Below are 23723 nucleotides of genomic sequence, written 5' to 3'. Positions count from 1 at the left end.
TAATAGAAGGTCTCAGCCAGTGCAGAATCATTTCTGTAAAATTTTAATATAAGTGTAACAATACTTTAAAAAATCATGAATTACAAATAAAAAAACCCGCAAATAATGCGGGTTTTATTTTATGACGATCAATCTAAATTAGGCAAGATCACCTGCGTAATCTTCAATCCCTGGATTGTTTTTCACGCCCTTTAACTTAGGATGGTTGACTTTCTTCAGCTTCATATCTTGCTTATGATTACGCAAATAATCCGCCGCAACATCCCACATTAAACGACCATCACCGACCGTATCAACTTGCGCCCAACCGGCAACAGAATAAGACTTACTGGCTTCAAGTGGTGTACCATCATCTAAGCGCAAGTCAGAAATACGATTACCAAATGAGGCGTTCGGTTCACAAGTATAATCCATACCCCCTAAACGGACCATATCACCACCTGACTGCAAGTATGGGTCTTTTTGGAAAAGGTTTTCACATATCCCTTCCAAAATATCCTTCATTTGCGCGCCAGTCAATTCAGATTTATAGGTTTCACCATAAGTCATTGACGTCTCATCCATCACGCGTTCCATGGTAATCATTTCACCCGCAAGCACAGAGGTCCCCCAACGAACTCCGGCAGACATAGCGATTTGTGCATCATGTTCTTCACGCAATGAATTCACGATAATCTGATCCCAAGTCCCCATAAAATTACCACGACGGTAAAGGGTATCTTCGGCCACAGCCAATTCTTCAGAAAGAATCTCACCATAAGTTTTACCTAATCGGTCTTTGTTGACGGCACGCGCTGGATCTCTTGACTCAATAATGGCGTTGTCGTACTTACGAGTGTAAAGATTGTCGATATACTTTTTAACGGTTTCATCTGCAGGCAACACATTAGAGAAAACAGGTAAAAGGTTATAGTGAACGCCTCGCAATTTACCGTTTTGAATATCTAAATCCATACAACCCACATATTTGGCATTTGACCCAGCGTTGGTCACATGACACACACCCCCTTCAGGGTTTTTCACTGGAATGGTCTTAGGAATCCCATCATGGGTATGGCCACCAAAGATAGCATCAATACCACTGACACGAGAAGCCATTTTAATATCTACATCCATACCATTATGAGAGATCATGACTACCGCAGCGACTTTTTCCGTTTCACGAATGTGGTCAACTGTTTCTTGCAAAGCGTCTTCACGTAAACCAAATGACCAATCTGGGAAGTTAGACTGAGGGTTTGCATTTGCCGTTCTTGGGAATGCTTGACCCACCACAGCAATACGTTCACCATTAATCACTTTCACCGTATATGGCTTAAAGGCACGACCGTCATCTTCCGAATACATACCGATGCCATTGTGACGTTCAGTCATTTCACGGTATTCATCACCAAATAATGAATCTTCTTTAATCCGAATATTTTGCGCTAAGAATTCACCCTTAAATTGACCGAGGTTTCTTAGGACTTCCTCTTCTTTATAGGTAAATTCCCAGTGACCGGTCATAATATCAACGCCAATCAAATTCGACGCTTCAACCATATCTTGACCACGGGTAAATAAAGCCGTACCAGAACCATGCCATAAATCTCCGCCGTCCATGGTCAACGTATTTTCACGACCACCAGCACCTTCACGTAACTTATCTAACAAGGTTTTTAAATGAGCAAAGCCACCGACTTTACCATACTGTTCTGATGCATCCTGGAAGTTCAGATAAGTAAATGCATGAGCCAAAGGTGTGCCCGGCTTAAGGTTTAATTCTTTCAGTAATTTTGTTCCGACCACATGTGGCAGCTTACCAAAGGCAGGACCCGTTCCCAAATTCACATTCGGTTCACGGAAATAGATCGGCTTTAATTGGGCATGAGTATCGGTAATATGCAATAAACGAACCTTACCGTTCATCGGTAAGTTATACATATCCATAGTGGCGGCAGCGCCTTGTTTCTTTTCTGGGCTAGACGACATAGCACCCGCTGTACCTGGAAGCATTCCAGCAGCTGCTGCTAGAGACATAACATGAAGGAATTCACGACGATTTAAAGACATATTGCCCTACTCCGTTTAGGTTAAAAAATCGAATTGAGTGGCGCGCACAATTGCCGCCAACCCAAAATATACAAAGTTTGATAAATATAAGCAATCCCTAATAAAAAGTCTAATAGAGTCTGCTTATCTTATCTTCGATATTATTTATCCACAAACTGGGGTTAGGTTTTATGTACCTGTCTCGACTATAAAATGATTACCCCACCCACTTCCTGGCATTTCGGAACAAACGCATCCAAGGCGCATCTTCTAGCCAATCATCCGGATGCCATGAATTTTGCACCGTTCTAAACACCCTTTCTGGGTGCGGCATCATAATAGTGACGCGGCCATCTTGGGTCGTTAACCCGGTCATGCCATTAACGGTTCCATTCGGATTCGCCGGATAAACTTCCGATGGCTGACCTTGAGCATCAACATAACGTAAACTCACCATTGCATCAATATCCCTCGGTAGGTCACCGCCAAAATCCATACGGCCTTCTCCATGAGCAACGGCCACCGGAATTCGCGTACCCGCCATGCCTTGTAATAAAATGGATGGTGAGTCCTGAATTTCAACCAATGAAAAACGTGCTTCAAATTGCTCTGATTGATTACGCACAAATTTTGGCCAATGCGCAGCCCCCGGAATAATATCCTTAAGGTTTGACAACATTTGACAGCCATTACAAACCCCTAGAGTAAAGGTATCTTCACGATTGAAGAAGCTTTCAAACTGGCTTCTCGCTTGCTCGTTCAATAAGATGGAGTTTGCCCAGCCTCGCCCTGCACCCAATACATCACCGTAAGAAAAGCCACCACAAGCAACCAATCCACGGAAGTCATCGAATGCAACCGCTCCAGATAAGACATCAGACATGTGAACATCAATGGCATCAAACCCAGCACGATTAAACGCGGCGGCCATTTCTTGCTGCCCGTTCACCCCTTGCTCCCGCAAAATAGCCACTTTAGGTCGCGGCTGTCCAGCAAACTCAGCAGTAATATCGTCATTGACATCGAAAGTGACCACAGGCGCTATCTGCACTTGAGTATCATCGGTAATAGCATCAAATTCTTGTTTTGCACAGTGCTCATTATCGCGCAAGGCTTGCATACGGTAGCTGGTTTCCGCCCAGCAGGCCTGGTAGGTTTTACGTGACCCCTGTAACACTTTCTGACCTTGTGCACGTATTTCAATCTCATCACCTTCTGTGACTTGACCAATAAAGTGTGTCATCTCCGTTAAACCATAGGTCGCGATTAATCTTTCAACTGCGGGGCGATCTGATTCTAAAATTTGAATAATCGCACCGACTTCCTCTGAACATAAAGCGGCAACTGGCTCATCGCCTAAGGCAGACACATCTAGATCTAAACCACAGTGCCCAGCAAATGCCATTTCTAATAAGGTGACTAAAAATCCACCGTCCGATCGGTCATGGTAGGCTAACGCCAACTCATCGGCCATTACAGTTTGTACAAAGTCAAACAACTGTATTAAGTCATTCGCCGAATCCAAATCAGCAGATTCATCCCCTATTTGATTATAGACTTGCGCTAAACAACTTCCCCCTAAACGATTTTGACCACGACCTAGGTCAATTGCCAATAAACAGGTTTCACCTAAATCCGTTCGTAATTGAGGGGTCAACGTCTTACGCACATCCTGTACGGGTGCGAAGGTAGTAATATTCAATGAAACTGGTGAGGTAACCGATTTAATATCATCAGCTTCCTGCCACACGGTTTTCATTGACATGGAGTCCTTACCAACCGGTACGGCAATTCCCAACTGAGGACATAACTCCAACCCAACTGCTTCTACGGCTTGATAGAGTGCGGCATCTTCGCCTGGATGACCAGCTGCAGCCATCCAGTTCGCAGAGATTTTGATATCGCTCATTTTCTCAATTTTGGCACAGGCGATATTGGTAATCGCTTCGGCGATTGACAAACGTGCCGAAGCTTTTGGATTAATTAAGGCGACTGGCGGCCTTTCACCGGATGCCATCGCTTCACCTGTTACACCGTTATAATCCGCGCAAGTAATACCCGCATCTGCTACCGGAACCTGCCAAGGCCCGACCATTTGATCTCGAGTCACCATCCCCGTAATCGTCCGATCACCGATAGTGATAAGGAAACTCTTACTGGCTATAGTGGGTAACTTCAATAACCGCTCCACCACCTCATCCATAGCCAAAACAGCCGGTTCAAAACCGGGCTGAGGAACCTGACGAGAAACGACATCACGGTGCATTTTGGGTGGTTTTCCTAGCAGGACATTCAATGGCATATCTACTGGGTTATTATCAAATACCGTATCATTCACCACCAACTTCTGCTCAGCAGTGGCTTCGCCTACAATTGCATACAAACAGCGTTCACGACGGCAAATGCGTTCAAATTCTGCAAGCTTGTCAGGATAAATCGCAATCACATAACGCTCTTGCGATTCATTACACCAAATTTCCATCGGCGACATGCCCGGTTCATCATTAGGAACCGCTCTTAGATTAAAGTGTCCGCCCCGACCTGCATCATTCACTAATTCGGGAAAAGCATTCGACAAACCACCCGCGCCCACGTCATGAATGGATGCAATTGGTGAGGCTCCTCCCAAATAGGTACAACGGTCAATGACTTCCTGCGCTCGCCTTTCCATTTCTGGATTTTCACGCTGAACAGAGGCGAAATCCAAGCTTTCGGAACCGGCACCACTGTCTACAGAAGAAGCTGCGCCACCACCCAGACCAATCAGCATCGCCGGGCCACCTAAAACCACTAGTTTAGCGCCAACAGGAATGGTTTCTTTTTGAACATGCATATCCCGAATAGAACCCAAACCACCGGCCAACATAATCGGTTTATGATACCCTCGAACCTCATCGCCCTCATTTGTTAATAAGGCATTTTCATAAGTACGGAAATAGCCATTAATCGCTGGACGACCAAACTCATTATTAAACCCTGCTGCACCTAAAGGCCCTTCCAACATAATATCCAGTGCAGAAACAATTCGGCTCGGCTTACCATAAGGTCTTTCCCAAGGCTGCTCAAATTCTGGAATATTCAAATTGGACACCGTAAATCCGGTTAACCCAGCTTTTGGTTTAGACCCGCGACCGGTAGCGCCTTCATCCCGAATTTCGCCCCCTGATCCAGTCGCAGCACCTGGCCAAGGTGAAATTGCCGTTGGATGGTTGTGGGTTTCCACTTTGATTTGAAAGTGAACAGGCTCCTCAACCGTTTGATACTGAGCGGTCTGCGGATTCGGAAAAAAACGCGAGGCAGGATAGCCTTCTAAAACTGCCGCATTATCACTATAGGCGGATAGCACCCCTTGCGGGTTCTTTTGATAAGTATTCCGAATCATGCCAAACAGCGAATGCGATTGAGCTTGGCCATCAATGGTCCAATCAGCATTAAAAATTTTGTGTCGACAATGTTCTGAATTCGCTTGGGCAAACATCATAAGCTCGGCATCCACCGGATTACGCCCTAAGCTGGTAAAGGCGTCAACTAAATACGTCATTTCATCATCGGATAAGGCTAAGCCCATCGCCTGATTGGCTTGCTTGAGCGCATCAAACCCACCCTGCAAAATGTCCACGGTTTGGAAGGGACGAGGTGATTGATGCGAAAACAAATCCGCTAAGGCTTCCGTATCATGGACCACCTGCTCCATCATTCGATCAAACAACAGCGCTTCCATTGCAGGACGATCGGATTCTGAAACCCCTTCAAAATAGAAAACAACCCCACGCTCAATCCGACTCACTTCCTCTAATCCGCAGGTATGCGTTATATCTGTTGCTTTTGACGACCACGGCGAAATCGTTCCTAAACGAGGCAAAACAATACAACTCGATGGCGTCAGTTCACCAGAAACAACGTCAGGCGAATCATTCACTAACTGTCTTAACTTAGTTAAAGCTTGCTCTGTTAATTGAGTAGTCGGTGTCTTTAATTCGACAACATAAATGGCTTGCGACCTTAAACTCGATATGGCACCAACAGTGGAGAGTGTTTGATGAAGTTGATTAAGACGATAATCGGAATGCGCCGAATTTCCCCAAATGATTTGCATGGTGGTTCCTTATACAAAAAGCCCCCGAAAGGGACGAGGGCAAGTAATCGATATTGCGCTAAAGAGCGAGCTCTAAAGCATTCAAAATAGGTTGTGTTTGCTGCCGCTTAATCGCTTTTTTCGGTTGTATCGTTAAGCTTTGCATGATCATGAATAATCTTAAGAAGCAGGTTTGATGGCTTCATTAAAAGGTTTATTTTCAATCGCTGGATTTAACAAATCCGGCGGGATCGCAAGATCTTTCGCCACTCTCTGTTGATCAGCTTCTGGATCAGCATCCGCTTCTTGGCAAGGCGTCAAAGAACAGCCGGCCAAGGTCACAGCCAATACTACTGTTGACATTAAACGAACACCAGCTTGCGCCTTTAGCGACCATAGATTTTGAAATAACGTTGATTTAACATTCATTCAGACAGAACTCCTGCGACTTGTAAGGCATGGCGAACCTGTGGATGATATTTTTCTGATAAAGGCGTTAACGGCAGACGAATAGCGCCATTCATTAATCCCATCTGAGCCATAGCCCATTTCACCGGAATCGGGTTCGCTTCCAGAAATAAATTAGTATGCAACTCTGATAATGCCACATCGAGACGCCGAGCTAATTCCGCATCCCCGCTAAGAGCCGCTTCATAGACTTCAGACAATTGTGCTGGTGCAACATTGGCCGTCACAGAGATGCCACCATGACCACCAGCAAGGATAAACTCCACCGCGGTTGCATCATCTCCCGTATAAAGATCAAACGCATCTCCAGCTAAAGCTTTGATCTGCGCCACACGGCTCACATCACCGGTTGCTTCCTTTATACCAATGATATTCGGAATGCTTGCCAAACGACCCACCGTTTCAGGCAATAAATCGCAGGCCGTTCGCCCAGGAACATTGTACAAAATCTGATCAATATCCACTGTCTCTGCAATTTTCTTGTAATGCAGATAAAGCCCTTCTTGAGTGGGTTTATTATAATAAGGTGTCACCAACAAACAGGCATCAGCGCCCACATCCTTAGCATATTGGGTCAATCCAATCGCTTCCGCAGTGGAGTTGGCTCCCGTTCCTGCGATAATGGGAATACGGCCTGCTGATTTTTCCACGGCAAAACGAATCACATCACGATGTTCTTGAAAATCTAAGGTTGCTGATTCACCTGTCGTGCCCATCGCAACAATGGCTTTCGTCTTAGACTCGATGTGAAATTCAATTAATTTCTCAAGCGTTTCGTAGTCCACTGACTCGTCTTCCAACATCGGTGTGACCAATGCCACCATACTGCCTCTAAACACGATGATTTATCTCCAACCATTAGCAAAATTTTAAACGGTAATATTAACCTTTCACCCCCGTTTCTTCAAGCGCTTATTTCAGTGACAATCGCCTGATACTCATGAACGTTTTTTTCAGTATTTTTTAATTGTGCTTACCTTCAAAACCTTGCATACTAATCACTAAAAGCAAGGAGATAAACATGACTGAAACAGCCCAAATTGGACTCAATGATACCGTACCTGCCTTCACGCTCGAAACAACAAGCAATCAAACCATTACCGAATCGGATTTATTAAACCACTATACTGTCTTGTACTTTTACCCAAAAGACAATACCCCTGGCTGCACAACAGAAGGGCAAGACTTTACAGCGGCTTACCCCGAGTTTAAAGCGCTCAATACTGAAATTTATGGCGTCTCACGGGACTCTATCCGCAAACATGAAAATTTCAAAGCCAAGTATCAGTTTCCATTTGAGCTCATCTCAGACCCAGATGAAACGCTCTGCAACCTATTTGATGTCATTAAACTGAAAAAGAACTATGGTAAAACTTATTTGGGAATTGAACGCAGTACCTTTTTAATTGACCCTCAGGGTAAAGTCGTCAAGGACTGGCGTAAAGTCAAGGTTATTGGTCATGTTCAAGAAGTTTTGGCCGCTGTCCAAGCACAACAGACTTAATACTGTAAAGCACTGCCAAAAGTCCTAAAAAGCCCAATAGCAAAGGAATGCAACCATGACAGATAATCCAAACCGTCTCTTCATATTAGACACCAATGTATTGATGCACGACCCGATGGCACTCTTCAACTTTGAAGAACATGACATTTTTATTTCAATGACAGTGTTAGAAGAGCTGGATGCAGGTAAAAAAGGCATGTCGGAAGTTTCTCGCAATGTCCGTGAAACCAACCGACTTATTGACCAAATCATTAGCAATGCCTCTTTTGAAGAAATTAAACTTGGGCTAGACCTAGAGCGCATTCACCCAAACAAAGAAAGCACCACGCTTCATCTTGGCAAACTCTTTTTTGAAACTGAACCGCTATTAGCAAAACTACCCGAATCACTCCCGAGTCATAAAGCAGATAATCATATCCTGCAAACCGGCCTAGCCCTTAAAACCCAGTACCCCAGTCGCAATGTCACCCTAGTGACCAAAGACATCAATATGCGCATTAAATCATCGGCAGTGGGCCTCCACTCCGAAGATTACTATAATGATCGGGTTTTAGAAGATGCCGACTTACTGTTTACTGGTTGGGAGCTGCTACCCGAGCACTTTTTTGAGAACCATTTTGACAAAATGAAATCTTGGCAAGAGGATGATAAAACCTTTTATGAGCTGGAACTCGATGACAGCTTGCTCTGGTATCCAAACGAATGTTTGATTAGTGAAAATGATTCTGGCTTTAGTGCCATCGTACGAAAAATTGAACATGGACGCGCCACCTTAGAATACCTACCTAACTTCTCACAATCCCGCACATCCGTTTGGGGCGTCACTGCCCGTAACCAAGAACAAAATATGGCGCTCAAATTTTTATTGGATCCTGAAATCGATTTCGTTTCGCTCTTAGGGACTGCCGGTACCGGAAAGACCCTAATCACCTTAGCGGCCGCCCTTGAACAAACCTTGGATGAAGGCATTTATAACGAAATTATTATGACGCGCGCGACCATCCCGATTGGCGATGACATCGGCTTTTTACCCGGCACAGAAGAAGAAAAAATGACACCTTGGATGGGGGCGCTAATGGATAATCTTGAGGTACTCACCCAGACCGATGGTCATGCAACGGATTGGGAAAAAGCCTCAACCCAAGAACTGCTTAATAAACGCATTAAAATCAAATCATTGAACTTTATGCGAGGGCGAACCTTTCAAAACAAGTTTATTATTTTAGATGAAGCGCAAAACCTCACACCCAAGCAAATGAAAACCCTGATTACAAGAGCAGGTGAAGGCACCAAAATTGTTTGCTTAGGAAATATCGGTCAAATTGATTCGCCTTATCTAACCGAAACAACCACTGGGCTAACCTATATTGTTGATCGCTTTAAAGAATGGGAGCACAGTGCTCATATCACCTTGCAACAAGGCGAACGTTCTCGCTTAGCAGAGTTTTCTTCGGAAAACTTATAAGAGTATAAAAAAAAGCCCCAAATGACCAGGCCTGGTCATTTGGGGCTTTTTTTATAAGTTTAATTTAGATTTATTTCTTTTCTTCAGGGACTTTAAAGCCTTGTTCTGAGGCGTTAATCTTACAATACCCCACGGCAAACTCTAACAATTCACCAACCGCACGATGACGGAACTTGTGTTTTTGGCGAACATGAGAAAAAGGTCTTTGCAAAGGCGGATCCAAAGGAAGAGCTTTTAGGGTGCCTAACTTTAATTCTTTGGCCAAAGTGGTACGAGAAACGATGGCAATGCCCACCCCTGCTTCAACCGCCATTTTGACCGATTCAGGGCTACCCAATTCCATTACCACATTTAAATCTGAATAACTCAAACCCTGTTCTCGGATATAGGTATCAATGACCGAACGAGAACCAGATCCTTCTTCACGAGAGATATAACGATACTGACGCATATCTTCAATCGAAATTTTATTGCGGTTTGCCAAGGGGTGATCGGGGGGAACAATCAACACCATTTCATCAATACGACAGACTTCCACTTCTAGGTTTTTGTTATAGACAGGCGCCTCAACAATCCCCAAATCAATCATATTGTTTTCAACCATGGCCACAATCGCATCAGTATTGCCCACTTGAAGGCGAATATTGACATCTTCAAATTTTTTATTGAAGACACCAAGCAAATTCGGCAGTAAGTATTCGGCAATCGTCGTACTCGCTCCGATCAACAAACTACCCGTGACCTCTCCGGTCAGCTCTCGAACCTCAGAATTCATTTTGTCATAATGATCGAGTATTTTTTCAGCGTAGTCATAGACTAGCTTTCCGGCTTCCGTGAGGGTAATTTTATTATGCGTTCTGTCAAAGAGGCGGGTATTAAAAAATTCTTCGAGCTGCTTAACTTGAAAGGTTACTGCGGGTTGGGTCATATGAAGGGTTTCAGCTGCTTTGGTAAAACTCAATACTCTTGCAACTGTGTAAAAAACTTGAAGCCGTCTATCAGCCATACTGAAGGTGCCCTTATTGTAACTATCTAAATAACTTTTTAAGGAATAGACTATAGTGCCGCTTGGTACAAAAGTCAAAATATTTTATACCCCACCCTTAGAATCGCTTATGGGTATCCGATATAAAATTCAAACTAAACACCTTTTACTAGTCGTTTCACTTCCTCTAATAGTTTTTTATTTTCTGCCTTCATCTTTAATAACAACTGCTCGCTTTCCTGCTGAATTTTGGCATCATGATAAACCACATTGCGCTCGTGCGATTGCAAATGCAGTGATTCAATGCGATGTTCCAATTGATCCAGATGCTCGGAGACATGCTCCAACACACGCACCATACGTTGCTCATTGTTCTCAGAGAGCTGTTCTAAATGTGTTTGCATTAACCGGACTTGTTTCAAAATCTCCTTTTCACGGTTCTTTTGCTCAGTGCCAATCAGAAAAGCCGATACATTTGCTGTCACCAATGAAAACAGCATCACACCGACCACAATCAAAACCGCACCAAAGAGTCGCCCCGTTTCGGTTAGCGGCACCAAATCACCATAGCCGACGGTCGTTATCGTCACCAAGGCGTACCAAACGCCATCAATAAATTCGACCTCTTCAATAACTGAAAAAATTGAACCCGCGACAATTATAAAAACCATTGCCCCAAATAACACCAGACCAAAACTATTTTGACGCAGCAAGGCCACAAAAGCCCCAAAGACATTCAAAATAATTCTCAAAAACAAAAATAACCGCAAGCTTCTAAATAGGACTGCCCAATCGTGACTGACCTCCCACCAGGGCAACGCGATAATGATGATTAAAGCATTTAGCCAATTATGAAGAAGATAACGCTTTCGATTAGTAACAAAGAGTAAATTAACCCCAAACTCTAATACAAAAACCGACCACACGCCAATGGAAAGAATCGACTGATACTGCTGATGCCCTGCATAATCAAGCACCAACTGCACGACCACAACCAATAATGCAATTAAGACCAAGAAAGAAAAATAGCGGCCAATTTGACGTGCATTGGAAGGCTCTGACTCTGAAACACCTTCTACGCCCAGTACCGCTTTAATATTGATGCGATTAAATGTCTGAAACGTCATTGGGCTAACGAAGGAAGGACTTCACGCCCTTTTAACACTTGCGACATTAGCCAGTTCTTAATCGGCGTAGCTTGATTGGCTAGTGGCAATATTTTTGAACGCAGCTTGTTTTTAACGGATTGGTCTTGTTGAAACATCCAATCAAACCCTTCCATTGACCGTTGTACAATCACATTATCCCCACGTCGCCAACGCTCATATCGACGCAACACACTGCGGCGACTCCAATCTTTTTCGGGTGCCTGTTGTCGTGCATTGGCCAAGGTGTCAATCAATGCCGCTGCATCTAATAGCCCCAAATTGACGCCTTGTCCCGCTTGAGGATGGACAGTATGCGCCGCATCACCTATCAATACAAAATGGGGTTGAATATAATGATTGGCATGACGGCGAATCAAAGGAAATGCGCCGCGCTCACCGACCTTAATGACCTGACCTAACTTGTTCGCCGAGGCTTCTGTAATGGCTTCCGCAAAAGCCTCGTCAGACAGAGCTAATGCCCACTGCATTTTTTCAATCGGCAAATACCAGGCAATTGAACTCTGATTATCAGGCATGGCTAAAAACGCAAAGGGGCCATCCGCCTGATAACGTTGCCAACAAGTATTTTGATGAGACAGTTCGGTTTCAACGCATCCGACCACAGCACATTGATGATAATCATGTGTTGTCAATTCAATACCTGCCAATTGCCGAGTTTTGGAGGCTGCACCATCAGCGCCCACCACCAATTGGGTTAACAGGGACTCACCATTACTTAAAAACACTTCCGCACCTTGCGAGGTCAAGCTTAAATCGACCACCTCATCACCCGTACGAATGGTAACCGAAGGATGTGCTAAAAGCTGTTCCCACAGTGCGGCTTGTATCACCGAATTTTCAACGACATGCCCCAAATTGGCTTGGTGAATATCGGCCGCCGAAAAATGAACTTCTGCTTCAGAAGACGACTCCCAAACATGCATATCAGTAAATGCATGACAGCGCCGTGCCTCAATCCCCGGCCAAGCCCCTAATGCTTTTAAGATATTTTCAGAAGCGCGCGTTAAGGCACTGACACGAACCTGATAGGGCTGCTGTGTTGACCAGGACAAATCCGGTTCATACTGTTCGAGCAATAACACGTTAAATTGCTGTTGAGCCAACCCCAGTGCAGCTGTGGCGCCGACCATGCCACCCCCAACAACAATCACATCCCAACCCGCTTTTTCGGCAATCTCAACGGGTGACGATGATGCCTTAGAATGATTGTTAGTCATGATTCAACCCCATTGTAAAAGATGCAAATCGCTTCCGTAGCCGTGGTAACGAATGCATTGCCATTAACCCTAAGCCTCGGAAATGACCGACCACGGGCGATGGCGCTTGAAACAATTGAATCAAGCTATCAGTTAAGCCCATCACCGACTGATGGTGGTGATGTCGATTTTGTGCATACGTTGATAAAAATTCAGCTTCTCCAATATCCGGTGTCGACACGGCCATTTCTATAAACTCTATAATATCAGCAATTCCCAAATTGAGTCCCTGTGCCGCAACTGGGTGCTGCGTATGGGCGGCATTCCCCATTAGAACGGCTCTTGGCCCGATAAAATTCGGTACATAGGTTTCAATTAAAGGATAAACCACTCGTTCACTTACCTGTTCAAAGCCCCCAAATCGCTCTCCGATTTGCGCTGAAAAGGCCTCTAAAAAAACCTGATCATCCATATTTCGAACGGAATCTATTTGTTGTTCCGGCACCACCCAAACAGCTTTATGTTCATTGCCCTGCATCGGCAACAAGGCCACAGGACCGGTTTCGGTAAACCGCTCAAAGGCCCAACCATTTGCCGGTTCAGCGGTCGTGACTTTACTAATAACGCCAAATGCCTGATAAGATTTCTCGGTCATCGTCAGGCCAAGCTGTTTACGAACGGCCGACTGAGTGCCATCCGCCCCAACCAACAGTTGCGTAGTCCGCACTTGCACACCATCGCCCTGCTGAAAAGAGACTTTTTGGTAGTCATTTTCAACCCCAAATTCAACCAGGCCTGAACCGCTAAAGGTTTCAATATTGGCATCCGCCTTCACCTGATGCCATAACACCTTGCCCAGATCAGCCGCGGTAATACTGTATCCCAAGGCGGGCACCTGCATTTCATCCGCATGTAAATAGGTTAAGCCTAAATACCCTTTTTGCGAAACATGAACGTGTTCAATGGGCGTGATATAGGGCTGAAGCGCTGCGCCCAAGCCCAGTTTTTCCAGAAACTGCATAGAACCATAAGTGAGCGCCAGAACCCGACCATCAAAGGAACCAGCCTCTCCTTGCTCAAAGCTGTTTTTTTCAATGACCGTAACCGCTTTACCTTGCTTGGCCAAAGCAACCGCCAATATGAGCCCGACAGGTCCCCCTCCGACAATCACTGCTGATTTTAACTCTATTGCCATACGGCCCCCTTAAACAAAAGTCAACTAACCACGATTTGCAGCCATCCAGCGTTCAATTTCAGTAACGCGTCTCGGCATCCCAACAGTTAACACGTCACAGCCTGTTTCCGTAACCAACACATCATCTTCGATTCGAATCCCCATGCCTCGATAGGATTCGGGAACGTCAGTTGAGGATTTTGGCAAATACAAGCCCGGCTCAACCGTTAACACCATACCCGCTTGTAAGGGACGTGATTGTCCGGCCACTTTATACGCCCCCACATCATGCACATCCATCCCCAACCAATGACTTACACCATGCATATAAAACGGCTTGTAAGCTTCATCTTCGATTAACACCGACACTTTTCCTGACAATATGCCCAGCTCTACCAAGCCCGTGGTAATCTTCTCAATGGCGACTTGCTGCAACTCTTCAAACAACACACCGGGACGTACCCGGTCAATCACAGCCTGTTGCGCCGCCAACACCCATTCATAAACCGCTGCCTGAGGCTTGGTGAAATGCCCATTGGCCGGGAAAGTACTGGTAATATCGCCTGCATAGCCACCAAATTCAGCGCCAGCATCAACCAAAACCAAATTGCCATTTTGGATTTTCGCGTTATTTTCAGTGTAATGAAGGACACATGCATTTTCACCACTGGCGACAATCGAATTAAATGCCACTCGAGGGGAACCATGTTGCTTGAAGGTATTCTCAATATCGGCTTGGACTTGATATTCAAATTTTTCCGATGCAACCGATTTCATTGCAGACAAATGCCCTTGAACGGAAACGCGTGCCGCTTGACGCATAATCTCAATCTCCGCTTTAGATTTAATAAGTCGCATTTCATGTAACACCGAATCTAGATCCGCAATCGTCTTTATTGCCTCATCACCTTTTCGACTGTTTGCTTTATGTTGCGCAACCCAATCCGCAAGGGTTTCCGTCCACTCGGACAATTCCGAAAAACTCACATAGACGTTTTCTATCCCGGTTAAGAGAGCACAACCTTCGTCAATCAACTCTGAAATGTCCCAGGCCTGGTCAATATTCAGCTGACGTGGCGCAAACTCAACCCCTAAACGCCGACCTTGCCAAACCTCTTTTTCACTGTCCTTGGGTCTTAAAAACAAGCCTGTTGAAACGTTGCCTGCCTGCTTTTTTAGCATCAAGACGGCATCCGGTTCTGTAAAGCCCGTTAAGTAAAAAAAGTCAGACGCCGGCCGAAAATCATATTCCACATCTCGGTTACGGATTCTCTCTTCTCCAGATGCGACCCAAACCACACTATTTTCAGGAAGCTGTTCGACTAACGCTTGGCGCCTTGCAATATAGATGGCATTGGCTTTCATTAATGTCGTGACTCCGTTGGCGGTTCCATGGTCATAATCGGGGAGCCTTCTATCGGATTTAAGGTTTCATTTATTGTCATCACGCCAATCTTGACAAACTCAACCAATTCCATATAGTCAGACTCATCCTGTTCAGAGGTATCTGATAAATCGGCAATATCAATACGGGCAATACTACCAAAGTCCTGACACAACTCTGCGACCTCGCCAGTTAATTTAGATTCAGGTTTACCAGCTAAACCGAGTCCATATAAAAATCCCTCACAAAATTGCCCGAGCATTTGCGCACGAAACGACAGATGCTCTGTGTCAGCAGGCAGGCATAAATTTAGTTCAAATCCAGAACCATTGAGTGCACCTTCCGCATCCAAATACAATTGATGCATCGACACCAGAAAACTTTCTTTAACCGAAGTCACTTTTGCCTCTTCGAGTAGCCGCTTTAACCAGACGGCTTCCTTTATTTCACCTTCGCCACACAGAGTACCCATTAACATCCCTTGTAAAAAGGCCGGGGACTCCAATTCAGAATAAGGCTCAATAACGGCACTTATCTCATCAAACGAGTTCGTTTTGCTTTGCATCTGTTTCCCTTAAAACACCAAAATATTGGTTTGAATCATACCATAGCTTCAACGACAACCAAAGACAGGACCTAACCAATCCAGTTTTTTTAATGACAAATTCTTTTAAAGTGCGTACCATAAATAAAATAGATTATCGAAGAACATGACTCAAAAGGAAATACCATGTTAACGCTTTCACTGATGAACCACACTTTTGAAGTTCCGTGTGCGCCAGAAGACCGTGAACTGCTAATTGAAGCAGCCACTTTGTTAGAAGATAAGTTAGACCAAGTCAGCAACTTACAAGGGGAAAGCAAAGTGCTAATGGTTGCTTTAAATTTGTGTTATGACTATTTGCAAATGAAACAAGATACCACCCAATATTGTTTAAGACTGGATCAACAACTCGAATCCATCCAACAACAAGCGACGACAGACACACAAGATACCCCTTCTTAGTCCTCCATAAAGTAGAATCCACACATCAATAGCAGCATCCCCAGAATAAAACAGCCGCTCGTTACAATATAAAACTTTATTCCAGACATAAAAAAACCACCCGAAGGTGGTTCTTTCTACAGAGCTTCCTAACCCAAGGGTTAGGAAAGTTAACTGAAGGTAATCAAACTTACCAAGCAGTGAACATTTGTAGAGTAGTGGTAGCATCACCACCTTTAGGCATAGCGTGGAACAATTCTAACTTCATGTTCTGACGCATAGACCATGCAACACCAACAGTGTTTGAGTCACCTTTTTCTTTAGAAGAACGAGTGGCAACATAACCGTTAACAGTATCAGTAATACCCATTAACACAGCAAGGTTAGTAGACTTAGCTGAAGTACCTGTAGTTGCAGAAGCACCGTCATTAGGGTTCTTAACATCACCATAGCTTAGGTAAGCAGCGAAGTTACGACCAGCAACTTTACCTTCAAGCTGTGAGTCAATTACATAACCGTCAAGCTTAGCAGCAGTTGAACCGTCATTACCAGTTACTTCACCAGAAATCATTTGAACACCAATTGCGCCATCCATACCAGCAACTTGTTGCATAGCAGCAGCACGTACATAAGTTGCTAGGTTAGTGATCTTAGCAGCAGTACTATGAGTCCACCAGCCTGGAGTATACTGAGCGATGTTAACGAAGTATGAAGGATCAGAGATAACAACCGCTAAACCAGTTGCAGCACCTGTACCAACACCAAGTACGTTAGAAGCACTTAATGCTTTACGATCTTCGATCATACGTTGTGAACGTTGAGCACCAGTGTTTAGTAGTTCGAAAGAATACCCTGGCCCTAAAGCGTCAGTTGAGAAAGGAACGATCGAAACACGAGTGTTACCCATTTTCGCCGCTTCAAACATGATCTTATAACCTAAAGACCAGTTTGCAGTTCCTTCAAGATCATGCGCAGTAGAGTTACCTAGAGTTGCGTTACCAGAACCATCTTCGATAGTTACAACACCACCAGCTAGAGCACCTTCAACCAATGCACCAATACCGTCAGAAACTTTACCACCGAATAGGAAAGCTTGCTCATCAGGCCATACAACTTCACCATTACCAGCAGACTCAACATAACGCAATTTAGAGATCATTGACATGTTAAGAGTTGAAGGTAGAGCGAAATCAGTACCTTTGATTTGTTGCTGTGCACCAGTCATAGTGTAACCAGACGCTTTAAAAGCACGACCGAAAGAGTTGATCGCTGGGAAAGCTACTGAGTGACACATTGAACATTGCATGCCCATTTGACGTGCGAATGCTGGGACAGCTTCAGCTGATGGCGGAGTTAAAGTTAATCCGAAAGCAGCAAAACCTGCAACAGAAAGTAACGCTTTAGAAGCAATACCTTGAGTCTTCTTCATTTTCATATTATTTGTATCCTCGTTAATAGATAGGAACTAAATTTCAAAAAGCATCGTTTTCGATACCTGGACGCAACCTTAAAAAAAACCGACCAAAGTGTATATATAACAAATGTTCGAAACTAAAAATGTATCAAAAAAACCACACACTAACTTATGTTATAAACATTATGACAACAATATGAATTTTTAATGACCCCATCATTAAAACCCCTAACAAATGTAAAAAATGCGCTACAATAAGCCCTATTCAGGCAGACAGTGACTTTTCTTGGAACATAAAAGCGCTTTTGGTACCAAAATTGTGAGGATAGAATGAATTTGACTTCTGTGCAGTTTTTTCAAAATTTAAATAAAAAAAATCGTTTGACACTATTAAGTATTCTATTTCTAGCGATGTTTTTGCACGTTTTTGACCTCTATTTAGAGGGTTATTCCAACCTAGACCCCCTCCATCTCGGGGTTAAAGTTGCAGTATTCATACTCTATATATCTATTATTGTGCTGATCTTAACCGGTCCAGCTCCATTTCAACCCCAAGAATACATCACCAATGAAATGGATTCTGACAATGCAGAAACGAAAACTGATACAACTGATACAACTGATGCAACCGATACAACCGATACAACCGATACAACCGATAATAATATAAGCACGGTTCAACCAACTGAAATAAATGACACAACCTTTGCACCCTGTCTTGCCACGCAAATGCAAACCACCTTTAAAGAATGGAAACTCACAGCAGCTGAGCAAAAAGTTGCATCCCTGCTCATTCTTGGGCACAGCTTAAAAGAAATTGCAGAAAACTGTCATCGAGGCGAAGGAACTGTGCGCCAACATGCCACTATTATTTATAAAAAGGCACAATTATCTGGACGGGCAAAACTGACGGGATACTTCCTCGAAGAGTTGATTAATACTGAAAAACTATTTAGACCTTCTGAAAAAGACACACAAACAGGCTCTAATAGTGCTAAAAACACCAACGAATCTTAGCGTGATATTTCATATAATTTGCTCTAATGTTACCCGCCTTTTACGCACAAGCCATATAGTGTCAGTCGGCCGCACGTAATAAATAGAATATTTATTAGGATAATTTCCTGATAAATCAATTCACTTTTCCCATTCTACGCCAATATATGCCCCCTCCGGGTTAATGAAAGAATGACACAAAATATTTAATTGTTATAAAATGGACTCGTGGGTTGAGTTCAAATCCCCTGCCGATAACTTTGACCTCGGGGCCAGAAACTTTAAATGGTGAGCGTCTCGCTTTTGTCCGAGACACCTAAATTTTTAGTGGAGGCTGCCACCTGAACTTAACGGTTCAGGGATAATGGCTCAGCCCACGCTTTTTTAATTATCTATTCACACAACCAACTCTAAAATTAAAAGTTTTACACCTTTGTAATGACATCAGATGCCCGCCAACTTTGTCGCCAAAAGCGAAATGCATTGACAGCTGAGCAGCAATATCAGCACGCTAATAAAGCGATGCGGTGGCTCATGCGCTCACGGTGGACTCAACGCCCTAAAAAAATCGCGCTATTTTTAGCTCAGGATGGCGAACTGCCTACTGAACTTCTTTTTCGAGCATTATGGCAGCGTCATCACCGTACGTATTTACCTGTCCTTCAAAGCCACCGTGGTCGATCGATGGCCTTTGCAGAAGTAACCGTCGCTACACACTATCAATTGAATCAATTTGGCATCTTAGAACCCAAGGTTCCACATCATCAACATTTAACAGGCAATCAACTGGATATAGTCTTGATGCCTTTAACGTGTTTTGACCATCAAGGCAATCGAATCGGTATGGGCGGGGGCTATTATGATCGAACTTTTGCCTTTAAACGAAGGGCAGGCGCACCGTCCAATAAACCCAAACTCATTGGTTGGGCGCATCAGTGCCAGCAAATTGACCAGATCCAGCCAAATGCATGGGACATTCCATTAGACGGGCTCATTACAGAGAACCATTTGTATGAGTTTTAAGTAAAACTTATCACTCAAAACGACCAGGCCTGGTCGTTTTTTAATCAACAGGCCTTAAAAAAAGCTGGTAGCCAGGATTGTCTTGCTCGGCAAAAAATGGATATCCCAAGGTGTTTAAATAGTCTTCAAATTGCTGCTGCTGGTGTGGCGGAACCTGCACCCCGACCAAGACTCGTCCATAAGCCGCACCATGATTGCGATAATGGAACAAACTTATATTCCACTCTTCACTCATTTGCGACAAAAACTGCAATAACGCTCCGGGACGTTCTGGAAACTGGAATCGATATAGTAATTCATGAGCAACCCCATGCGCATGACCACCAACCATATGACGCAGGTGTAACTTGGCCATTTCATCGTCACTTAAGTCCACCAAGTCGTATTGGCATTTTTTGAGCTGCTCAACCAGTTGCTCTTTTTCAGCAACACCCCCTTCCGTTCGTACTCCGACAAAAACCACTGCCGAGTCCTCATCTGAATACCGATAGTTAAATTCGGTAATCGCACGCCTATCTCCCAGTAACTCACAGAATTGCTTAAAACTCCCTGGGGTTTCAGGAATAGTCACTGCAAAAATGGATTCCCGCTTTTCACCAATTTCGGTTCTTTCTGAAATATACCGTAACGCATCAAAATTCATATTCGCGCCACTAACAATCACGGCCAGCTTTAAATCCGCAACGCCCTTTTCGGTCACAAACTTTTTCATTCCCGCTAACGCTAAGGCGCCTGCCGGCTCTGAAATCACGCGTGTTTCCTGAAAAATATCTTTGACAGCCGCACAAATTTCATCGGTCTTAACCGTTACCATTTCATCGACACAACTCTGAGCAATTCTAAAGGGAATTTCTCCTGCCTGAGCCACCGCAACGCCATCGGCAAAAATCCCAACCGAATCCAACTTTACGCGGGAATTTGCCTTTAAAGCTGCCGTCATACAAGCCGCATCTTCCGGCTCCACCCCAACAATGCGAGTTTCCGGAGCCACTTGTTTAATGACGGCAGCAATACCGGCAATCAACCCTCCGCCGCCCACTGGGATAAAAATCACATCAAAAGGCTTGGCTTGCCGCAACATTTCCAAAGCAATGGTGCCTTGCCCTGCTATCACATCCATATCATCATAAGGCGGGATGTAGGTATAACCATTTTCTTGACATAACTGTTGAGCATGTTGCGCGGCTTCATCATAGGCGTCACCAAAGAGCACTACTTCCCCTCCGCGATTGCGAACGGAATCAACCTTAATGGTTGGTGTGGTTCTAGGCATAACAATCGTTGCCTTAATCCCCATTTTAGTGGCCGCGAGCGCAACCCCTTGTGCATGATTGCCGGCAGACGCTGCGATCACTCCACGCTGTTTTTGCTGATCCGTCAGGTGATACAAACAATTATAGGCACCACGTAATTTAAATGAGAAAACGGGCTGTAGATCTTCACGTTTTAACCATACCTGGTTGCGGACACGCTTAGATATAAGCGGAGCCGGTTCTAAGGGCGTTTGTTCCGCCACATCATAAACTGGCGCTTTTAAAACACGTCTCAAAATGGTTTCAGGCATCAAGCATCCTTAGTATTAGAAAATTCAGATAATCACCGGATTATAGCAAATGCCAATCTTCCTGTGTTTTTGAGTTAGGTTTCAACTTAACTCAACGTTTATTCAACAGTGCTTTCGCCGGTTTTTAATGCTTTTTGCATCAACAGTCGCTACAATCTTCTCAATTCAATTGACACTGCATTGATGCAAATTACAACAAAAGGGTCACTATGAGCTGGCATAAAAATTGGCGTATTATTTTACTCATCCTATTACTGGCTGTAACAGGCTATTTCGTTGTCACTGCTGAAAAAGCGCCCTTTTTCAATTCGGAATACGCGACAGCTCAGCTTCAACTGTCGGAAGCGCCAACTGGCGGTGATTTCACCTTGGATGCTCACCAAGGCCCCGTATCCCTCAGCCAGTTTCGTAACCAGTGGGTTTTTATATATTTTGGCTACACCTTTTGCCCAGATATTTGCCCAACCAACCTCGGCAACTTATCCTTGGCCTACCGTAGACTGAGCGAAGCACAACAGTCTCAAGTACAAATCCTGTTTATATCGGTTGATCCCGAAAGAGACACGCCTGCAAAACTGGCAGAGTATGTCAATTTTTTTAACAGTGACATCATTGGCTTAACCGGTAGCAAAGCCGATATAGATAACATTACCCAGCGTTATGGCGTCGTTTATGCTCTACATAAAACACCCGACAACGACAAGAACTACTCGGTTGACCACTCGGCTTTTACTTACTTGATCAACCCAGAGGGTAAACTGGTCAAACAATTACCGCACGGCACTAACCCCAAACAATTCCAACACGCTATTGAACAAGCTCTTCAACCAAATCCTTGATGCCCTGTCATACCCCTAAGCAAAGGCACCCTGTGTATTTTTACTATCCCTAATAAGGGTTTTAATGCATGGCTCAAGGATTTTGTCAGCATTTCTATTCAATTCAATCTTGAAAAGGTTTCAAGAATGCTTATAGTGATTGACAGTTTATAACTCCCTTATCTTATTCAAAGGTCTTTTATATGATAAAAAAGTACTTCTCATTAAATGCTATTCTGTTGGCGAGTCTAGTTTCTTTCAATGGCATTGCTCTAGCCGACTCAGACAGCTCTTTAGAATCCGCAAAAACATTGACACTTTGCGTGGACTATTTCGACCTAACGGATTCAGCCCAGAAAACCGCTTATATAAAAGAATTGGACCGACGCGGTCAGTTAAGTGTTGAAGACCATGCTAACTTTGCGAAAGGTCAAGTTGTCAACGGTTGTACCATGTGCGGTATGTACATGACATTAGGCAAGCCGCTTTCCGAAACGTCAAAACAAATTCGCCCTATGGTTTTTAAAACGGTGCATGTTTATGACAGCCACTATTATGTCACCCAGTCAGGAATGGTCGTTGGTCACTATGAAAGAAAACCCGGCGAGATGCCCCCAAAACTGAGTGAATCCGTGCCTGAAACGCAAGCACCGCCAGTGTTATTCAATGCACCTGGTGGTTCAAAGCACCATTAGCCATCAATTAGAGTAATGTCTCAAGCTATACTTTAAGCACTAAAATGATTAAAATGTCACCCAATTTAAACGCAAAGGCAAGCCTTTTTAAAAACGACGAGAAAAACCATGACACAAGATGAATTAAAGCAACAAGTTGCAAAAGCCGCCATTGAATACGTTGTACCAGATACTTATATTGGTGTTGGGACAGGTTCTACGGCCAATTTCTTTATTGATGAACTGGCCAAAATCAAAGGCAGTATTAAAGGCGCGGTTGCCAGCTCAGAGGCCACTGCTGAACGACTAAAAGGACATGGTATTCCTGTGTTAGAGCTGAATGCCGTTGATGAAATGTCTGTCTATATTGATGGCGCCGATGAGGCTGATCCTCAGCTCAATTTAATTAAAGGTGGCGGTGGTGCTTTAACACGCGAAAAAATCGTACTAGCGGTTGCCAAACAATTTGTTTGTATTGCCGATGACAGTAAAAAAGTTGATGTGCTTGGCAAATTCCCACTCCCCATCGAAGTCATCCCAATGGCTCGTAGCTATGTTGCTCGTGAAGTGGTTAAGCGCTTTGGCGGTGAACCAGTACTTAGAGACGGTTTTACCACCGACAACGGTAATGTTATCTTAGATATTCACGGTTTGGAAATTACAGATCCTGTCGCAATGGAAACGGAACTCAACAGTATTGTCGGCGTTGTAACCAATGGTCTTTTCGCAGCCCGTAATGCAGATATTTTCTTGTGTGGCACGGCAAATGGTGTTGAAACCATCACCGTAACTGACTAA

Annotated in this window: 20 protein-coding genes; 8 read left to right on the top strand and 12 right to left on the bottom strand. The window is 44.1% G+C overall.

The window, feature by feature from the left end; genetic code table 11:
- Positions 1-138 precede the first annotated feature (138 nt).
- The 4 genes from CYQ88_RS00495 to dapA form a co-directional block, all read right to left on the bottom strand.
- Entirely contained in the window at positions 139-2052 is a 1914-nt protein-coding gene (locus CYQ88_RS00495) for a 5'-nucleotidase C-terminal domain-containing protein (protein WP_101839313.1), read from the bottom strand.
- Positions 2053-2248: 196 nt separating this feature from the next.
- A complete protein-coding gene (gene purL / locus CYQ88_RS00490) occupies positions 2249-6127 on the bottom strand; it encodes a phosphoribosylformylglycinamidine synthase (protein WP_101839311.1) in 3879 nt (1292 codons plus the stop codon).
- 159 nt (positions 6128-6286) lie between these two features.
- Entirely contained in the window at positions 6287-6535 is a 249-nt protein-coding gene (locus CYQ88_RS00485; RefSeq protein ID WP_101839310.1) for a hypothetical protein, read from the bottom strand.
- On the bottom strand, positions 6532-7398 hold the full coding sequence (dapA, locus tag CYQ88_RS00480) for a 4-hydroxy-tetrahydrodipicolinate synthase (RefSeq protein ID WP_199170137.1): 867 nt from the start codon (positions 7396-7398) through the stop codon (positions 6532-6534). Before dapA ends, CYQ88_RS00485 begins: the two co-directional genes overlap by 4 nt.
- 197 nt (positions 7399-7595) lie before the next feature.
- On the opposite strand from dapA, the gene CYQ88_RS00475 reads away from it, so the two are divergent.
- On the top strand, positions 7596-8078 hold the full coding sequence (locus CYQ88_RS00475; protein WP_101839305.1) for a peroxiredoxin: 483 nt from the start codon (positions 7596-7598) through the stop codon (positions 8076-8078).
- 55 nt (positions 8079-8133) lie between these two features.
- Positions 8134-9543: a PhoH family protein gene (locus CYQ88_RS00470; protein WP_101839303.1), complete on the top strand. Its 1410-nt coding sequence runs from the start codon at positions 8134-8136 to the stop codon at positions 9541-9543.
- A 70-nt stretch (positions 9544-9613) separates the two neighbouring features.
- Here the strand turns inward: CYQ88_RS00470 and CYQ88_RS00465 are convergent, their stop codons facing one another.
- The 6 genes from CYQ88_RS00465 to CYQ88_RS00440 form a co-directional block, all read right to left on the bottom strand.
- Complete coding sequence (locus CYQ88_RS00465; protein WP_101839301.1) at positions 9614-10549, bottom strand: LysR family transcriptional regulator; 936 nt, start codon at positions 10547-10549, stop codon at positions 9614-9616.
- Between the two features lie 134 nt (positions 10550-10683).
- Positions 10684-11655: a potassium channel family protein gene (locus tag CYQ88_RS00460; RefSeq protein ID WP_101839299.1), complete on the bottom strand. Its 972-nt coding sequence runs from the start codon at positions 11653-11655 to the stop codon at positions 10684-10686.
- Positions 11652-12914 (bottom strand): UbiH/UbiF/VisC/COQ6 family ubiquinone biosynthesis hydroxylase, encoded by a 1263-nt coding sequence (locus CYQ88_RS00455; protein ID WP_101839297.1) that lies wholly within the window; start codon positions 12912-12914, stop codon positions 11652-11654. The genes CYQ88_RS00460 and CYQ88_RS00455 overlap by 4 nt, the downstream gene beginning before the upstream one ends.
- Complete coding sequence (locus CYQ88_RS00450) at positions 12907-14088, bottom strand: FAD-dependent oxidoreductase (protein ID WP_101839296.1); 1182 nt, start codon at positions 14086-14088, stop codon at positions 12907-12909. Before CYQ88_RS00450 ends, CYQ88_RS00455 begins: the two co-directional genes overlap by 8 nt.
- Before the next feature lie 24 nt (positions 14089-14112).
- Complete coding sequence (pepP, locus tag CYQ88_RS00445; RefSeq protein WP_101839295.1) at positions 14113-15432, bottom strand: Xaa-Pro aminopeptidase; 1320 nt, start codon at positions 15430-15432, stop codon at positions 14113-14115.
- Entirely contained in the window at positions 15432-16016 is a 585-nt protein-coding gene (locus tag CYQ88_RS00440) for a UPF0149 family protein (RefSeq protein ID WP_101839293.1), read from the bottom strand. The genes pepP and CYQ88_RS00440 overlap by 1 nt, the downstream gene beginning before the upstream one ends.
- Positions 16017-16181: 165 nt before the next feature.
- Here CYQ88_RS00440 and CYQ88_RS00435 point away from each other — a divergent pair, with 165 nt between their 5' ends.
- Positions 16182-16457: a cell division protein ZapA gene (locus tag CYQ88_RS00435; RefSeq protein WP_101839291.1), complete on the top strand. Its 276-nt coding sequence runs from the start codon at positions 16182-16184 to the stop codon at positions 16455-16457.
- A gap of 169 nt (positions 16458-16626) precedes the next feature.
- On the opposite strand, the gene CYQ88_RS00430 is transcribed toward CYQ88_RS00435, so the two are convergent.
- Positions 16627-17871 (bottom strand): hypothetical protein, encoded by a 1245-nt coding sequence (locus CYQ88_RS00430; RefSeq protein ID WP_101839289.1) that lies wholly within the window; start codon positions 17869-17871, stop codon positions 16627-16629.
- A gap of 309 nt (positions 17872-18180) precedes the next feature.
- Between CYQ88_RS00430 and CYQ88_RS00425 the strand changes: the two genes are divergently transcribed.
- Complete coding sequence (locus tag CYQ88_RS00425) at positions 18181-18867, top strand: helix-turn-helix transcriptional regulator (RefSeq protein WP_101839287.1); 687 nt, start codon at positions 18181-18183, stop codon at positions 18865-18867.
- A 417-nt stretch (positions 18868-19284) separates the two neighbouring features.
- A complete protein-coding gene (locus CYQ88_RS00420; protein ID WP_101839285.1) occupies positions 19285-19869 on the top strand; it encodes a 5-formyltetrahydrofolate cyclo-ligase in 585 nt (194 codons plus the stop codon).
- A 40-nt stretch (positions 19870-19909) separates the two neighbouring features.
- Here the strand turns inward: CYQ88_RS00420 and ilvA are convergent, their stop codons facing one another.
- Positions 19910-21433, bottom strand: coding sequence for a threonine ammonia-lyase, biosynthetic (ilvA, locus tag CYQ88_RS00415; RefSeq protein ID WP_101839284.1), 1524 nt, complete (start codon positions 21431-21433; stop codon positions 19910-19912).
- Between the two features lie 209 nt (positions 21434-21642).
- Between ilvA and CYQ88_RS00410 the strand changes: the two genes are divergently transcribed.
- The 3 genes from CYQ88_RS00410 (at position 21643) to rpiA (ending at position 23723) form a co-directional block, all read left to right on the top strand.
- A complete protein-coding gene (locus tag CYQ88_RS00410; protein ID WP_101839282.1) occupies positions 21643-22272 on the top strand; it encodes an SCO family protein in 630 nt (209 codons plus the stop codon).
- A gap of 182 nt (positions 22273-22454) precedes the next feature.
- Positions 22455-22946, top strand: a complete 492-nt coding sequence (locus CYQ88_RS00405; RefSeq protein WP_101839280.1) for a hypothetical protein — start codon at positions 22455-22457, stop codon at positions 22944-22946.
- Between the two features lie 108 nt (positions 22947-23054).
- Positions 23055-23723, top strand: coding sequence for a ribose-5-phosphate isomerase RpiA (gene rpiA, locus CYQ88_RS00400; protein ID WP_101839278.1), 669 nt, complete (start codon positions 23055-23057; stop codon positions 23721-23723).

The sequence above is a fragment of the Hydrogenovibrio sp. SC-1 genome (genome assembly GCF_002848135.1).
GTDB lineage: Bacteria > Pseudomonadota > Gammaproteobacteria > Thiomicrospirales > Thiomicrospiraceae > Hydrogenovibrio.
Note: the sequence above shows the minus strand (reverse complement) of the source record. Positions and strands in the feature narration are given on the sequence as shown.

What these genes read in the sequence shown, in the direction of transcription:
- CYQ88_RS00425 (WP_101839287.1), top strand. Translation starts at nt 18,181, where the DNA reads ATGAATTTGACTTCTGTGCAGTTTTTTCAAAATTTAAATAAAAAAAAT.
- CYQ88_RS00410 (WP_101839282.1), top strand. Translation starts at nt 21,643, where the DNA reads ATGAGCTGGCATAAAAATTGGCGTATTATTTTACTCATCCTATTACTG.
- CYQ88_RS00470 (WP_101839303.1), top strand. Translation starts at nt 8,134, where the DNA reads ATGACAGATAATCCAAACCGTCTCTTCATATTAGACACCAATGTATTG.
- CYQ88_RS00485 (WP_101839310.1), bottom strand. Translation starts at nt 6,535, where the DNA reads ATGAATGTTAAATCAACGTTATTTCAAAATCTATGGTCGCTAAAGGCG.
- CYQ88_RS00405 (WP_101839280.1), top strand. Translation starts at nt 22,455, where the DNA reads ATGATAAAAAAGTACTTCTCATTAAATGCTATTCTGTTGGCGAGTCTA.
- CYQ88_RS00460 (WP_101839299.1), bottom strand. Translation starts at nt 11,655, where the DNA reads ATGACGTTTCAGACATTTAATCGCATCAATATTAAAGCGGTACTGGGC.
- CYQ88_RS00440 (WP_101839293.1), bottom strand. Translation starts at nt 16,016, where the DNA reads ATGCAAAGCAAAACGAACTCGTTTGATGAGATAAGTGCCGTTATTGAG.
- rpiA (WP_101839278.1), top strand. Translation starts at nt 23,055, where the DNA reads ATGACACAAGATGAATTAAAGCAACAAGTTGCAAAAGCCGCCATTGAA.
- purL (WP_101839311.1), bottom strand. Translation starts at nt 6,127, where the DNA reads ATGCAAATCATTTGGGGAAATTCGGCGCATTCCGATTATCGTCTTAAT.
- pepP (WP_101839295.1), bottom strand. Translation starts at nt 15,432, where the DNA reads ATGAAAGCCAATGCCATCTATATTGCAAGGCGCCAAGCGTTAGTCGAA.
- CYQ88_RS00430 (WP_101839289.1), bottom strand. Translation starts at nt 17,871, where the DNA reads ATGAAAATGAAGAAGACTCAAGGTATTGCTTCTAAAGCGTTACTTTCT.
- CYQ88_RS00475 (WP_101839305.1), top strand. Translation starts at nt 7,596, where the DNA reads ATGACTGAAACAGCCCAAATTGGACTCAATGATACCGTACCTGCCTTC.
- CYQ88_RS00495 (WP_101839313.1), bottom strand. Translation starts at nt 2,052, where the DNA reads ATGTCTTTAAATCGTCGTGAATTCCTTCATGTTATGTCTCTAGCAGCA.
- CYQ88_RS00450 (WP_101839296.1), bottom strand. Translation starts at nt 14,088, where the DNA reads ATGGCAATAGAGTTAAAATCAGCAGTGATTGTCGGAGGGGGACCTGTC.
- CYQ88_RS00465 (WP_101839301.1), bottom strand. Translation starts at nt 10,549, where the DNA reads ATGGCTGATAGACGGCTTCAAGTTTTTTACACAGTTGCAAGAGTATTG.
- CYQ88_RS00420 (WP_101839285.1), top strand. Translation starts at nt 19,285, where the DNA reads ATGACATCAGATGCCCGCCAACTTTGTCGCCAAAAGCGAAATGCATTG.
- dapA (WP_199170137.1), bottom strand. Translation starts at nt 7,398, where the DNA reads ATGGTGGCATTGGTCACACCGATGTTGGAAGACGAGTCAGTGGACTAC.
- CYQ88_RS00435 (WP_101839291.1), top strand. Translation starts at nt 16,182, where the DNA reads ATGTTAACGCTTTCACTGATGAACCACACTTTTGAAGTTCCGTGTGCG.
- CYQ88_RS00455 (WP_101839297.1), bottom strand. Translation starts at nt 12,914, where the DNA reads ATGACTAACAATCATTCTAAGGCATCATCGTCACCCGTTGAGATTGCC.
- ilvA (WP_101839284.1), bottom strand. Translation starts at nt 21,433, where the DNA reads ATGCCTGAAACCATTTTGAGACGTGTTTTAAAAGCGCCAGTTTATGAT.